Source organism: Undibacterium sp. CY21W (genome assembly GCF_014284265.1).
GTDB classification, from domain to species: Bacteria; Pseudomonadota; Gammaproteobacteria; order Burkholderiales; family Burkholderiaceae_D; genus Undibacterium; species Undibacterium aquatile.
In genome coordinates, this window is the sequence record NZ_JACOGE010000001.1 from 766,906 (window position 1) to 781,807 (window position 14,902).

Here is a 14,902-nt window from a genome sequence, read left to right on the forward strand (position 1 = left end):
GGCAGAAGTAAGGGTTTATGAATTTTTCTGAAAAACACGTATTAGTCCTGGGACTGGGAGAATCCGGTCTCGCAATGGCGCGCTGGTTGTTGCGTGCCGGGGCTCGTCTGCGTGTTGCGGATACCCGCTCTGCACCTGAACGTTTAACGGCGTTACGCGCTTTGAGCGATCAGATTGAATTCATTGGCGGTGAGTTTTCTGCAGAATTGCTGAACGATATAGATTTTGTGGCAGTCAGTCCCGGTCTTGCTCCCGCGCGCGAACTGCGTGACATCATTCCGGCGGCTGCTGCGCAGAATATCCCGCTGTGGGGCGAGATCGAGTTGTTCGCGCAAGCCCTGTTGAGTCTGAAAGAAGAGCGTGCGTATCAACCGAAAGTCATTGCGATTACCGGCACGAATGGTAAAACTACAGTGACCAGTCTGGTTGGCTTATTGTGCGAACGGGCTGGTTTATCAACCCGTGTCGCTGGCAATATCAGTCCGGCAGTTCTTGATGTCTTGTACGAAGTGATGGAACAAGACGTTCTGCCACAAGTATGGGTGCTGGAATTATCCAGTTTTCAGTTGCACACGACATTCAGTCTGAATGCGGATGTGGCGACCGTGCTTAATATCACCCAGGATCACCTCGACTGGCATGGCAGCATGCAAGCCTATTGCGCTGATAAAGCGCGGATTTTCGGTGAGAGATCGATACAAGTCCTGAATCGTGACGACGCCTTGGTGATGTCGATGTTGAAGCCACAGGCGGCGGTAATCAGTTTTGGGGTTGATGCGCCAGAGCATATCGGTGATCTTGGTCTGTTGAATGAACATGGCATGGGCTGGTTGGCGGTCTCTGTTGCGGCAGAAGACGCACCCGTTGTCACCGGTCGCAGGAAGAAAAAAGAAACAGAAGAAATTCCGTGCATGATCACGCGACTGATGCCAACGGATGCATTGCAGATTCGCGGGCAGCACAATGCAGCGAATGCGCTTGCAGCACTGGCATTATGTCGTGGCATAGGTCTTTCATTTGCGCCTTTGCTGCACGGCTTACGTGAATATAAAGGCGAGCCGCACCGGGTTGAGCTCATCAATAGTGTTGGCGGTGTTGATTACATCGATGACAGTAAAGGAACGAATGTCGGCGCAACTGTCGCCGCCTTAAAAGGATTGGGGCAGCAGGCTGACGGATTCGACAAACGCATTATTCTGATTGCGGGTGGCGAGGGCAAGGGACAGGACTTTTCTCCATTGGCAGATGTGGTCGGACGATATGCGAAGAGTGTATTGCTGATCGGTAAAGCGAAGGGCGAGATTCGTCAGGCGATTTCTACAACGCAGGTCGAGACTCAGGAATTTAACAGTCTGGAGCTTGCGGTGCAGGCGGCGGCAGATGTTGCAAAAGAGGGCGATATTGTTCTGCTGTCCCCTGCTTGTGCGAGTCTGGACATGTTCCGTAACTATGCGCACCGGTCCGAGGTCTTTGCTGATGCAGTGCGTGAAGTAGCATTGTCACGCGGGGAGATTTGCTGATGAAGCAATTGCTCCTGCCAATACAGCGATGGCTGCCATTTTCGGCTCCGGGTCCGGAGACGCAACTGGTGAACCGCTCGAAAATGATGAACTACGATCAGCCATTGGTATGGGTCACCATGATCCTGATGTTATTCGGCATGGTTATGGTGTATTCGGCATCGATCTCTCTGCCAGACTCACCTAAATATGCGAGCTATAAAAATTCGCATTTTCTGGTGCGCCAGGCGATGTTTGTATTGGTCTCGATTATCGCAGCTGCACTGGTATTTCGTATGCCGGTATTGACCTGGCAAAAACTGGCGCCGTATTTGTTCGTCTTCACGTTGATTTTGCTGGTCGCGGTTCTGATCCCTGGACTCGGTAAGGGTGTGAATGGCGCGAAACGTTGGCTCTCGTTCAAAGTATTTAATTTGCAGCCATCCGAGTTCATGAAGTTATTCATGGTGCTGTATGCCGCTGACTATACGGTGCGTAAACAAGAATATATGCACAAGCTGACCAAAGGCTTCGTTCCTATGCTGGCAGCTGTGGGCGTCGTGGGATTGTTGTTACTGCTGGAGCCCGATCTTGGCGCTTTCGGTGTGATTGTCTGTATTGCGATGGGCATACTTTTTCTGGGTGGGATTAATGGCATCTGGTTCGGTGGTATTGCCGCAACGCTGGTGGGTATTTTCACGATGGTTATTTTGCTGTCGCCGTGGCGCCGCGAACGTATCTTTGCGTACCTGAGTCCGTTTGACGATGATCATGCGCTTGGTAAAGCATATCAATTGACGCATTCACTGATTGCGTTCGGGCGCGGCGAGTTGTTTGGTGTCGGCTTGGGTGCCAGCGTTGAAAAATTACATTATCTGCCGGAGGCACATACGGATTTTCTGTTGGCCGTGATCGGTGAAGAGCTGGGTTTCGTCGGTGTGACTGTCGTCGTTTTATTGTTTTATTGGATCATCAAACGCGCATTTGAAATTGGCAGACAAGCGATCGCGCTGGATCAGACTTTCGCCGGTCTGACCGCGAAGGGAATCGGCATCTGGATTGGTGTACAGGCGTTTATCAATATGGGTGTGAATCTCGGGTTGCTGCCAACCAAAGGTCTGACTTTGCCGTTGATGAGCTACGGTGGTTCTGGTGTGTTAATTAATTGTGTGGGGCTGGCTATCTTGCTGCGGGTCGATTATGAAAATCGTGTTTTGATGCGTGGAGGCCGCTTATGACTTCAGTCGTTTCGAAAAAACTCATGATTATGGCGGCGGGTACTGGTGGCCATATTTTCCCAGGCCTGGCAATTGCAGAATTGATGCGGGAACGCGGCTGGGAAGTATCCTGGTTGGGAACAATGACCGGCATGGAGTGCCAGATTGTGCCTAAGCATCAAATTCCTATGGATAGCCTGAACTTCACCGGGTTGCGAGGTAAAGGCTGGAAACATACCGTGACAGGGGCATACAAACTGATCGCCAGTTTTTTCCACTGTGCACGCATTTTCAGTCAGCGTCGTCCTGATGTTGTGCTTGGTATGGGCGGCTATGTGACGGTACCAGGCGGTGTTGTCGCGGCCTTGCGTGGTACGCCGTTGGTACTGATGAATGCCGATGCCGCATTGTTGTTGTCGAATAAAGCGTTGAAACCATTTGCCAGCAAACTGTTATTTGGACTGCCGTCTGAGAGTTTATCCGTAGATCAAAAAATCGCTTTGACCGGTAATCCTGTGCGTCAGGAAATTACGGCTTTGCCTGCACCCGCAACGCGTTATGCGCAGCGTACAGGTACTTTACGTATTCTGGTTGTCGGCGGTAGCCTTGGCGCAAAAGTGTTGAATGATTGCCTGCCAAAAGCACTGGCATTGATTCCGGAAGCGCAGCGTCCGACGTTAACTCATCAGTCAGGCAAACAAAATATTGATGCTTTGCGGGCGAATTACGCGCAAGCCGGCGTGCAGGCCGAGATACGCGATTTCATCGACGACATGCCACGGCGTTATGCCGAGGCAGATCTGGTGATTTGCCGCGCCGGCGCAATTACGGTCTCGGAGTTAACAGCAGCAGGTGTCGCCAGCATACTCGTGCCTTTTATGGCGTCCAGTACGTCGCATCAAAAAGAAAATGCCACCTGGATGGCACAGCAGCAGGCCGCAGTTTATCTGCCGCAATCAGAACTCACACCAGCACTGTTGGCTGAAAAATTACAGGCGCTTGATCGCCACCAATGTTTGCAGATGGCAGAGAAAGCGTATGCACTCGGTCAACGCGAAGCGAATGCAAACATTGCAAAAATTCTGGAAGCATTAGCATGAAGCATAAAGTTAAACATATTCATTTTGTCGGTATTGGCGGCTCAGGCATGAGCGGTATCGCCGAGGTCTTACTCAATCTCGGATACACCATTTCAGGTTCAGATCTGAGTAGCAACTCTGCGTCGCAGCGTCTCGCGAGCCTCGGTGCTGACGTGAAGATCGGGCATGCGGCGGAAAATATTGCAGGTGCAGATGCGGTTGTGACATCAACGGCAGTGAAAGCAGATAACCCCGAAGTGATCGCTGCCAGAGCGAAGCACATTCCTATCGTGCCACGCGCTCTGATGTTGGCCGAGCTGATGCGTCTGAAGAGCGGCATTGCGATTGCCGGCACACATGGCAAGACAACGACGACCAGTCTGGTGGCGAGCGTGTTGGCGCAAGGTGGTTTTGATCCTACGTTTGTGATTGGCGGACGCCTTAACAGCGCTGGTGCCAATGCTAAATTAGGAAGTGGCGATTTTATCGTTGCCGAGGCGGATGAGTCGGATGCTTCATTTCTGAATCTGTTGCCAGTGATAGAAGTCATCACGAATATCGATGCCGATCACATGGAAACCTATGGACATGATTTTGCGCGGTTGAAACAGGCATTCATCGAATTCACGCAGCGCCTGCCATTTTATGGTGTCGCGGTGTTGTGTGTGGATGATTCAAATGTGCGTGAAATCATGCCGTTTATCTCTAAGCCTGTCGTCACTTACGGCTTCCGTGAAGATGCAGATGTCCGCGCGATTGACGCGATTGCTGCCGATGGCAAGATGCATTTCACCGTGGTGCAGGACGGTTATGCTGATATGCGAGTGAGTTTAAATCAGCCTGGTATGCATAATGTTCAGAACGCCTGCGCCGCGATTGCGATCGCGCGTGAAGTCGGCGTCGCAGATGAAGCGACACAAAAAGCATTGAGCGAATTCAATGGTGTGGGTCGTCGCTTTACCCGCTATGGTGAAATCGCTCTGGCCGGTGGCGGCAGTTTCGCACTGGTAGATGATTATGGTCATCATCCTGTCGAAATGGCGGCAACCCTGGCGGCCGCGCGTGGCGCTTATCCGGGACGTCGTTTAGTCCTGGCATTTCAGCCGCACCGCTATACCCGGACACGGGATCTGTTTGAGGATTTTGTTAAAGTCATTTCTACAGCTGACGCTGCCGTGCTGGCAGAAGTGTATGCCGCAGGCGAAGCGCCGATACTCGCCGCTGACGGACGTTCACTGGCACGCGCCTTGCGGGTGATGGGGAAAATAGAGCCGGTATTTGTTGAGGAAATACAAGAGATGCCGGAAAGCTTATTACACGTCCTAAAAGATGGTGACGTGTTGATTGTGATGGGTGCTGGATCTATCAGTGCAGTGCCGGCAAAACTGGCACAGGCAAAATAAATGAAGTGATACAAAATCATGAGCGAAATTGATTATAAATCTTTAGGTAAAGTCGGCGTTTTGTTTGGCGGGCGTTCTGCTGAGCACGATATCTCCATCATGTCTGGCAGCGGCGTATTGGCAGCGCTGAAAAGCAAGGGCGTCGATGCGCATGCCTTCGATCCTGCTGAACGCAGTATTGCGGAATTAGCTGCTGAAAAATTTGATCGCGTGTTTATCGCATTGCATGGTCGATATGGTGAAGACGGCAGTATGCAAGGTGTGCTGGAACAGTTAAATATTCCGTATACAGGCAGCGGTGTCATGGCATCTGCGATTGCCATGGACAAAATTTTTACGAAGCGCATCTGGCAAACCCATGGCATCAGTACGCCGGGCTACGCTGTGTTGAACGCGCAATCTGATTTGGCAGCGATTACTCAGAACCTGGGTTTGCCGCTGATCATGAAGCCGCCGCACGAGGGCTCGACGATAGGAATTACCAAAGTGAATACTGCCACTGAAATGCAGCAGGCGTATACGCTTGCCGCGCAGTTTGATGAAGTCGTGCTGGCGGAGGAGTTTATTGAGGGGCGTGAATTCACTGTTGCCGTGCTCGGCAGAGGTGAGCAGGCTTATGCATTGCCCATCATTGAAATCGTTGCACCGGATGGTAACTATGATTATCAGAACAAATATTTTACCGACGATACGCAATACCTGTGTCCCGCACCACTGGATGCGGTACTGACAACAGCGATTCAGCAAATGGCTGTCGAGGCTTATCGCGCATTAGATTGTGAAGGCTGGGCAAGGATAGACGTGTTGGTACGTAATTCGGATCAGCGTCCATTTTTGCTGGAGATAAATACCTCGCCAGGTATGACAGGGCATTCACTGGTACCGATGGCTGCCAAAGCAACCGGGATGAGTTACGAGGATCTGTGCGTTGAAATTTTAAAAACAGCGCGCTTAAAAATCTGCACTGAAACAAAGTAAAAAAGGAATAACTGATGTGGCATGACGTCAAACTGATGAACAACACGGCAAATGCCTTATTCGGCATGGTGCTGTTCATTCTGATGATGTCTGGCGTCTGGTGGGTGATACAACGCCCGATGTTCACATTGGCCTCGATCCGGGTGGAAGGCATGAGTTCGCAAGCCTTAAAACACGTGAATGCGTTGACGATTAAAAATTCAGCGATTCCACGAATCAGAGGAAATTTTTTTACGGCGAATCTGGATGCAGTACGCGGTGCTTTCGAAAGCGTTCCGTGGGTAAGAAAAGCGAGTATTCAGAGAGAGTGGCCGAATAAGCTGATTGTGAAACTGGACGAGCATGTTGTGTTAGGCACATGGGGGGATGACGGTCGTTTGATTTCTGTGAATGGTGATGTGTTTACCGCCAATCTTGCCGAAGCAGAAGAAGACGCTGATCTGATTAACCTGAGCGGCCCTGATGGCAGTGAAAAAGAAGTGCTGACGCAGTATCAGGAATTTAAAAAATGGTTTTCCAGAATTAATCTTGAACCGGATGAAGTGAAATATTCCAGTCGGTATGCGTGGAGCGTCAAGTTAAATAATGGCATGCAGGTAGAGTTGGGCAGGGTGCAGGACGGTAAGACTTTGCAGGATAGAGTGGATAAATTGATGACGGTTTATCCGCAATTGATATCGAGTCTGGAAGATAGTATTCAAAGTGTAGATATGCGTTATCCAAATGGATTGGCGTTGAAATCCAGCCACAGTTCCATGGGATTGAAAAAGCAAACAAAAGCAAGTGGAAAGACATGACAAAAGACGCAAAAAATCTGATCGTTGGTCTCGATATCGGAACCTCCAAAGTGGTGGCGGTTGTCGCTGAAGTCATGCCGGATGGCAGGCATGAAGTGATCGGCCTGGGACAGCACGAATCGAAAGGCCTGAAAAAAGGCGTGGTTGTGAATATTGAGGCGACCGTCGAATCGATACAGCGTGCGCTTGAGGAAGCCGAGTTGATGGCGGACTGTAAGATCAGTCGTGTTTATACCGGCATTGCAGGTAGTCATATCCGCAGCTTTAATTCCAGCGGCATGGTGGCGATTAAAGATAAGGAAGTCACCGCCGCCGACGTGTCGCGCGTAATCGAAACGGCAAAAGCGGTCAACATTCCGACTGATCAGCAGCTGCTGCATACCTTGCCACAGGAATTCATTGTCGATAGTCAGGATGACGTACGTGAACCGATAGGTATGAGCGGTATCCGTCTCGAAGTCAAAGTACATATCGTGACTGGCGCCGTTTCTGCTGTACAGAATATTGTGAAGTGCGTGCGCCGTTGCGGTCTGGAAGTATCCGATCTGATTCTGCAACCGATGGCCTCGGCAGAAGCGGTGCTGACGAAAGACGAAAAAGAACTCGGCGTTGTTCTGATTGATATTGGCGGCGGCACGACAGATGTGGCGGTTTTCAGTGAAGGCGCGATTCGTCACACGGCTGTGATTCCGATTGCAGGAGATCAGATCACGAATGATATTGCGATGGCTTTGCGCACACCGACTTCGGAAGCGGAAGAAATCAAAGTGCGTTTCGGTGTTGCCAAACAAGTGCTCGCTGATCCGGCGGATACGCTGGATGTGCCGGGGCTGGGTGATCGTGGTCCGCGCTCGTTGTCACGTCAGGCGTTGGCAGCAGTGATTGAACCACGTGTTGAAGAGTTATTTGCGCTGGTGCACCAGGTGGTACGTGAATCCGGTTATGAAGATGTGCTCTCATCAGGCATCGTTTTAACAGGCGGATCGTCTGCGATGCCAGGCATGGTTGAGATGGCTGAAGATATATTTTTAAAGCCAACGAGATTAGGGATGCCAGCGTACAGCGGACAACTTGCTGATGTTGTCAGAAGTCCGCGTTACGCCACTGTTTTAGGGTTGTTGTTGGAAGCGAAGAAGCAGTATTTGCGCGGTCATCTTGTGACAAGGCAGGAAGGTTCAGCAAAAGCAGTCTGGCAGCGCATGAAAGAGTGGTTTTTGGGGAATTTTTAAGTAGCTTTTTGTATCGTAATTGGTGTACTCATTTTATAATGGTTTGATCTACAGTTATTAGTCGCTAGTCGTCACATCTTGTGATCATTAGCGACTGGTAACTGCCTATCTGGAGGAGTCATGATGGAGTTCGATATGGTTGATAACGCCACACAAGGTACTGTAATCAAAGTGGTTGGCGTGGGTGGTGCCGGCGGCAATGCTGTTCAGCACATGATCAATAAAGGGGTTTGCGGCGTTGAATTCATCGCCGCAAATACGGATGCGCAAGCATTGCTGCAATCCAAAGCGCATAACGTGATTCAAATCGGTGAAACCGGTTTGGGTGCTGGTATGAAACCGGAAGTCGGTCGCAAACTGGCAGAAGATTCACGAGCCCGCATTGAAGACGCATTGCGTGGCGCACACATGGTCTTTATCGCTGCCGGTATGGGCGGTGGTACCGGTACCGGTGCGGCACCAGTCGTGGCACAAGTGGCGAAAGAGCTTGGTGCTTTAACCGTGGCGGTGGTTTCCAAACCTTTTTCTTACGAAGGTAAGAAATGCATGGACATCGCTGATGAAGGGCTGGATGCGCTGACCCAGCACGTCGATTCGCTGATCATCATTCTCAACGAAAAACTCGAAGAGATTTATGAAGACGACAGCATGATCGAATGGCTGCAACACGCGGATGACGTGCTGAATAATGCCGTTGCCGGTATTGCTGAAATCATCAATGTACCGGGTCATATCAACGTTGACTTCAATGACGTGAAAACGATCATGGGTGAGCAAGGTAAAGCAATGATGGGTACTGCGACAGCATCCGGTGTTGATCGCGCACGCATCGCTGCTGAACAAGCTGTTGCGTCACCTTTACTGGATGGTATTGATCTGTCCGGTGCGCGTGGTGTATTGGTGAATGTAACTGCCAGCCGCAGCCTCAAAGGTAAAGAAATTAAAGAAGTCATGGCAGCTGTGCGCGCATTCGCAGCACCGGATGCATCGATTGCTCAAGGTATCGCATACGACGACACCATGGGTGACGATATCCGTGTAACGGTCGTTGCGACAGGATTGGGACGCGGTAAGAAAAATATTCAGCTGGTGCAAACACCGATGCTGCGTACTGGCACCAATAATGAGCCGATGATGGCTGCTGCGATGGCGACAACGACAGTGTCGAATGGTATGGCAAGCGCTGCACCAGCTTTTGACGGATTGAGCAAGCCTGCAGTATGGCGTCGCGAATCTGCATCAGACACGGTGCGTGCGTTAGAAAAAAATGGCATGGAAACCTACGACATTCCAGCATTTTTGCGTAAGCAGGCAGACTGATTTATCTGTCGTACTCATTAAAAAAGCCCGCACACAATGCGGGCTTTTTTTATTTTTGGCAAAATTAATCAAGGTACGCCCCGATACATCCGGGGCGTTATTTTTTAATTTCCGCTGGCCGCTTTGACAGCTGCAGCCGCGTCAACAATACCGGCTCCACAGCCAGGACAGTTTGCCGGTGCCGGGCGCGCTGTTTTGATCAGTATGCTGCGTACCTGCGCGGATGTCAGTTTAGGATTGACTGCCATCATCAGCGCGATCACACCTGCCACATGTGGTGTCGCTTGCGAGGTGCCCGCCATCAAACCATACGTGGTGTCATCCGTCGCGATGGTTTTTCCGCTTGGCAGCGTTGAGAGGATTCTGTCTGCCGCTGTCGTAAAACCTCCACCCGGCGCGGTGACGCTGACGGTCGCTCCGTAATTTGAATAACTTGCGCGACCACCGGTGATCGAGTTTGATGCGACGGTAATCACACCCGGACAGTTCGCCGGACTCGACAGGCGCGCGTCAAGCGCTTCGTTGCCCGCAGCGACAACAATCACTGCTCCATTCGCGATCGCACTTTGATAGGCTGCTGCATTTGTTTTACTGCAGGCATGTGTACCACCAAGAGAGAGATTAATGACATTCGCTTTGTTGGTATTATCCGGCACGCCTTCGATATGCAAACCTGCAGCCCAGGCAACGGCGTCGGCAATATCTGAAGTTTCTCCACCACATTTACCCAGTGCTCTTAACGGTAAGATCCGGGCGTTCGGTGCGACACCGGTAATTCCGGTACCGTTGGCTGCCGCAGCAATTGTGCCTGCCACATGTGTGCCATGCCAACTGCTATCTTGTGCGTGAGACGGGCAATCTGTATCCGTTTTTTCTACCCAGTCACCGAGGTCAATCGCATCCGGGCCGCGCGCGCTGCTCACATCCTTTGGTAACGTAATGCGGGCTGTCGAGGCCTTGCTGATAAAGTTGTAGCCATACTGATTTGCGCTTCCGCCTGGTGCCGGGATCAGATTTTGCAGCAGATCCGGATGTGGACGGTAGCCGGTATCAATGACGGCAACGGTGACTTTGTCACCTTTACTGATATCCCAGGCTGCAGACAGATTCAGACCGCCTGGCTGTGCGGCACTTTCCTGCATATCCCATTGCGAGCTAAATAACGGGTCGGTCGGGGTATACGCCGGGCGCAGAATGTAATCTGGTTCTGCATATTCGATAGAGCGGTCGGCTGCTTGCAGTTTCGCGGCGAGTGCCATCATTTGCGAAGGTTTTAACGCAGTATTTGCGCGATACACCCAACCGCCGGTAACGATCTGACGCTTTAACGCAAATGTGGCGTTATAAGTTCTGGCAACTGATTGTAGTGCCGATATTCTTTGTGTCTGCACTTGTGCCAGCGCCGCTTTATTGCCGCTGAGGCTGGCCGCTTCGTTTGCATTGCTGCGCTCATTGCGGTACTTCACTATGATCTGAGTCAGATTTTCTGCTTCTCTGCGAGGCGTGGCAGTGGTGTTGTCCTGCTCTCTGACGGTAGCGTGCGCTGACGCACATATCATGGTGCCGAGTATGGCTGCGATCAGAGGTTTTGCTTTAAAAGCGAAAAATTTCATACGATGTTCTCCATTTCTATTCATGGCATTGATGCGATGGATGACGCTGATGTCAGCCGAGGTAAGGGATTTTTGTCAATGTTGCCGGAGCGGTTCCGCCGCCAGCCCACTGATCGCCCCAGGTAACGAAGCTGCCGTCTTTATTCACCGCGAGGAACGCACCATATGCAGTGGCATAAATGGCGCGGACATTGGTTAATTTTGCCGCGACGGCACTGCTGTCGCCGCCTTTCGTTTTCATGCCCCAGGTCACCACGCTGCCATCTGACTTCAGTGCGGCGAATGCATATTTGTTGGCACTGAGAGCAACGACGTTGGATAACTGCGCTTTCACTGCGCTGCTGTCACCACCCAGTTCCGGATCGCCCCAGCTGATGACCGTACCATCACCTTTCAGTGCAGCGAATGCATATTCTGTCGCCTGTACTGATTTTACGTTTGTCAGGGAGGACTGAACGGCATTCAGACTATTTCCCATCCGTGGCAGATCACCCCAGCTGATAACGGTGCCATCAGTTCGCAATGCGGCAAATGCCGTTTGCGTTGAATAGATATTGCTGACGTTGGTCAGTGATGCTGTCAGTGAACTGGAATCGGCTGCTTCAATCTGGGGTGTAAAGCCAAAGGCAAATGCGGCTCCGGTGTTGGATACTGCCGCCGCCGCATTACCGCTGACATAAAGCTTCGAGATGTCTGCAAGCGTTGGATTAATTTCGGCATCACCTGATTTTGCCGCGTAGCCGTAACCCCAGGTCACTACCTTGCCATCTTTACGCAAGGCGACGAAGTCAAAGTTATTCCCGACGATCTGCGTTACGCCAACCAGTAAGGGCTGAACTGCTGATGAGTTCCCGCCCGCATCCTGATCGCCAAACGTCACCACAGTACCGTCGCCTTTCAGTAAGGCATACGCACCTTCGGTCGAAGCCTGCGCTTTGACGTCGGTCAGCAACGCCAGCGTGACAGGGTTGAGGCCTGTTTTCGCATCACCGATATAGCCGTCCACGCCATCGGTGACGCCACGGAAATTTCCCCAGGCGGCAATCGAGCCGTCTTTTTTTGTCACGAAATAGGCGAGTCTGCCTGGCATGACGGTAGCGATGTTGGTCAGTGGGCTGGTGGCGATCGCGCCTGTTGCCGGATAGACTAAATTCGGATCGGTGACAGCGACATAGCTGCTGCCCCAGGCCTTCATTGTATTGTCGCTGAGTAGCGCTGCAAAGCCGCGCTCGGACGCGTATAACTGAGAAATGCTCGTGATTGCCGCAGCGGTGCTGGTTTGTCCGCCCCAGACCGGATTGCCCCAGGCCACGGCGCTGCCGTTTTGTAGTACCGCAAAAGCGGAAAGTGCAGTGTGCACAGAATTCGCTGCGAGCTTCTGGCTGGCAGTGGCAGTTGAGCAGCTTGCCGTCGCAGTCAGAATGGAATTGGGTTGTGTGTCCTGAATGCTGGTGCCGCTACCTACCGCAACGCCAGAAGAATTTTGCCAACTGACTGTGGGCGTCGTGGCGCAGTCCGTGCTGCTGACGATTGCGGTTAACAGCGCGCCACGCGCGCCGAAAACATCGATACTGACGGTTGGTGGTGTGGGTGGTGCGACCGCCGCCGGAGCACTGCTGCCACCGCCACAGCCTGAAAGCCCGTAACTGACGCCGATGCTGATCAGTGCGCTTGCAAGATATTTCCTGTGAATACTGCCATTTGCCTTGGATTGCTTCATTTGTATGCACCCCTCCATGTAATGGGAATTACCAGACCGAATTATTGATATTTAAGTAATTAATTGGACTATCCTAGCATCCGCATTGCATTTATGGAACTTACTGTTGGGAAATTACATATAAAAATGTAAAAATTTTTACAACTTTGGTTTTCCTGAATTGACTTTATGACGGCGTCAGCAGCTTTTCGACAGCTCAGGCATACTGCGAGCTTGATCGCCGGAATGATCTGGCGTACCGGGCTATCGCAAGATAGTTAATTATTTGAATTAAACGAAAGGAATGATGATGAGCATACAAATTGGCGAACATTTACCGGCAGGCAGCCTGGCGGAATTTGTCGAGGTTGCTGGCGAAGGTTGCAGTATTGGCCCGAATACTTTCCAGGTTGCTGATCTGGTCAAAGGAAAAACGATTGCCATTTTTGGTCTGCCAGGTGCATACACGCCAACTTGTTCGGCACAACATCTTCCTGGCTACATCGCGCATGCTGCTGAATTAAAAGCCAAAGGCGTTGATGAAATATGGTGTGTTTCCGTGAACGACGCATTTGTGATGGGCGCGTGGGGCCGCGATCAGAAAGCCACCGGCGTCGTGCGTATGATGGCCGACGGTAATGCTGCATTCAGCAAAGCGCTGGGTCTGGATGCAGATTTCAGTAAATTTGGTATGGGTATTCGTTCCCAGCGTTATTCTTTGCTGGCAGTTGACGGTGTCGTCAAGCAACTGAACGTGGAAGCTGGCGGAAAATTTGAAGTATCCAATGTGGAAACCTTGTTAGCGCAACTCGCTTAATTTTCAGTTTCCATGATAGCAGCGCCGCCATTTCTGGCTGGCGCTGTTTTTTTATATAAATGATTTTTTACCGCTCGTTTGCGGCTTATCTGTTTTTGCAACAGCGAATGACCGTGCCAGCACATCGGCTTGGCGTGACTCGTTATAATACGAAGATGTTAAAGCAAATCACTATCAAACAAGAAGTCAGAACCATAGGCGTGGGTCTGCATTCCGGCACCAAGGTCGAGCTGGTTTTGCGCCCGGCACCAGTGGATACCGGCATTGTTTTTACCCGTACGGATCTGATTCCGCCATTAGTTTTTCCTGCCAACGCAACCGGTGTCGGTGATACCCGTATGGCGTCTACTTTGTCCAACGGTGACGAACGCGTTTCCACGGTCGAGCATCTGTTATCTGCCTGCGCCGGACTCGGTATAGATAATTTGTATATTGATGTCAGCGCGGAAGAAATTCCGATTATGGATGGCTCCGCATCGTCGTTCGTTTACTTGTTGCAGGAAGCCGGATTGCAACAGCAAGACGCGCCCAAGAAATTTATCCGCGTATTGAAACCCGTGGAAATCCGCGAGGGCAAAGGGGCCGCTGAAAAATGGGCGAGACTGGAGCCCTATAACGGTTTCAAACTGCATTTCTTCATTGAATTCAATCACCCCGCTGTGGATGGCACGGTGCAGACTGCCGAGGTCGATTTTGAAAAAGTCTCGTTTGTCAAAGACGTCGCCAGAGCGCGCACTTTCGGTTTCATGCAGGATGTGGAAATGTTGCGCGGTATCGGGCTGGCGCGCGGCGGTTCCATGGAAAATGCGATTGTAATGGACGAATACCGGATACTGAATTCAGACGGTCTGCGTTTCGACGATGAATTCGTGCGCCATAAAATACTCGATGCGATCGGTGATTTGTATCTGATCGGTCATCCTTTCCTGGCCAGCTACACCGCGCACAAATCCGGACATGGACTGAATAATCAATTGTTGCGGGCCTTGTTGGCACAACCGGATGCGTACGAGATCGTGACGTTTGATGATGTGCAGAGCGCGCCCGTGAGTTATGCCGGACAAGCCACGCGCGAATGGGTTGCCGCCTGATTTCAGGGGAGTATGTCGTAAAAAACGCTTATTCTCAGCGTAAATAAAGGGGCTTAATAGATACTGGGGGGAGTATATTTAGGCTCTCAGCGGCTTCGATTTTCCGGTATTGATGTCTTTGGCGCTCATCCTCCGATCTCAATCAGGCAAAAAAATGGCT

At 51.2% G+C, this 14,902-nt stretch carries 12 protein-coding genes; 10 read left to right on the forward strand and 2 right to left on the reverse strand.

The window, feature by feature from the left end; translation table 11 throughout:
* Positions 1–17: 17 nt before the first annotated feature.
* The 8 genes from murD (at position 18) to ftsZ (ending at position 9,522) form a co-directional block, all read left to right on the forward strand.
* Positions 18–1,520 carry a UDP-N-acetylmuramoyl-L-alanine--D-glutamate ligase gene (gene murD, locus H8K29_RS03435; RefSeq protein ID WP_186896384.1) on the forward strand — a complete coding sequence of 501 codons (1,503 nt, stop codon included), beginning with the start codon at positions 18–20 and terminating at the stop codon, positions 1,518–1,520.
* 83 nt (positions 1,521–1,603) lie between these two features.
* Complete coding sequence (ftsW, locus tag H8K29_RS03440; protein ID WP_223826840.1) at positions 1,604–2,737, forward strand: putative lipid II flippase FtsW; 1,134 nt, start codon at positions 1,604–1,606, stop codon at positions 2,735–2,737.
* Positions 2,734–3,816: an undecaprenyldiphospho-muramoylpentapeptide beta-N-acetylglucosaminyltransferase gene (murG, locus tag H8K29_RS03445; protein WP_186896385.1), complete on the forward strand. Its 1,083-nt coding sequence runs from the start codon at positions 2,734–2,736 to the stop codon at positions 3,814–3,816. The genes ftsW and murG overlap by 4 nt, the downstream gene beginning before the upstream one ends.
* The gene (gene murC, locus H8K29_RS03450; RefSeq protein ID WP_186884781.1) at positions 3,813–5,198 is read left to right on the forward strand and encodes a UDP-N-acetylmuramate--L-alanine ligase; all 1,386 of its coding nucleotides are present in this window, start codon (positions 3,813–3,815) and stop codon (positions 5,196–5,198) included. Before murG ends, murC begins: the two co-directional genes overlap by 4 nt.
* A gap of 18 nt (positions 5,199–5,216) precedes the next feature.
* On the forward strand, positions 5,217–6,176 hold the full coding sequence (locus tag H8K29_RS03455; protein ID WP_186896386.1) for a D-alanine--D-alanine ligase: 960 nt from the start codon (positions 5,217–5,219) through the stop codon (positions 6,174–6,176).
* Between the two features lie 14 nt (positions 6,177–6,190).
* The gene (locus H8K29_RS03460; protein WP_186884783.1) at positions 6,191–6,973 is read left to right on the forward strand and encodes a cell division protein FtsQ/DivIB; all 783 of its coding nucleotides are present in this window, start codon (positions 6,191–6,193) and stop codon (positions 6,971–6,973) included.
* A complete protein-coding gene (gene ftsA / locus H8K29_RS03465; RefSeq protein ID WP_186884784.1) occupies positions 6,970–8,202 on the forward strand; it encodes a cell division protein FtsA in 1,233 nt (410 codons plus the stop codon). The genes H8K29_RS03460 and ftsA overlap by 4 nt, the downstream gene beginning before the upstream one ends.
* Before the next feature lie 123 nt (positions 8,203–8,325).
* Positions 8,326–9,522, forward strand: a complete 1,197-nt coding sequence (gene ftsZ, locus H8K29_RS03470) for a cell division protein FtsZ (RefSeq protein WP_186884961.1) — start codon at positions 8,326–8,328, stop codon at positions 9,520–9,522.
* A 104-nt stretch (positions 9,523–9,626) separates the two neighbouring features.
* Here ftsZ and H8K29_RS03475 read toward each other — a convergent pair whose 3' ends face one another.
* Complete coding sequence (locus tag H8K29_RS03475) at positions 9,627–11,135, reverse strand: S8 family peptidase (RefSeq protein WP_186896387.1); 1,509 nt, start codon at positions 11,133–11,135, stop codon at positions 9,627–9,629.
* Between the two features lie 52 nt (positions 11,136–11,187).
* Entirely contained in the window at positions 11,188–12,855 is a 1,668-nt protein-coding gene (locus H8K29_RS03480) for a hypothetical protein (protein WP_186896388.1), read from the reverse strand.
* Positions 12,856–13,144: 289 nt separating this feature from the next.
* On the opposite strand from H8K29_RS03480, the gene H8K29_RS03485 reads away from it, so the two are divergent.
* On the forward strand, positions 13,145–13,651 hold the full coding sequence (locus H8K29_RS03485; protein WP_186896389.1) for a peroxiredoxin: 507 nt from the start codon (positions 13,145–13,147) through the stop codon (positions 13,649–13,651).
* 155 nt (positions 13,652–13,806) lie between these two features.
* Positions 13,807–14,742, forward strand: a complete 936-nt coding sequence (lpxC, locus tag H8K29_RS03490; RefSeq protein ID WP_186896390.1) for a UDP-3-O-acyl-N-acetylglucosamine deacetylase — start codon at positions 13,807–13,809, stop codon at positions 14,740–14,742.
* The last annotated feature ends 160 nt before the right edge of the window (positions 14,743–14,902 follow it).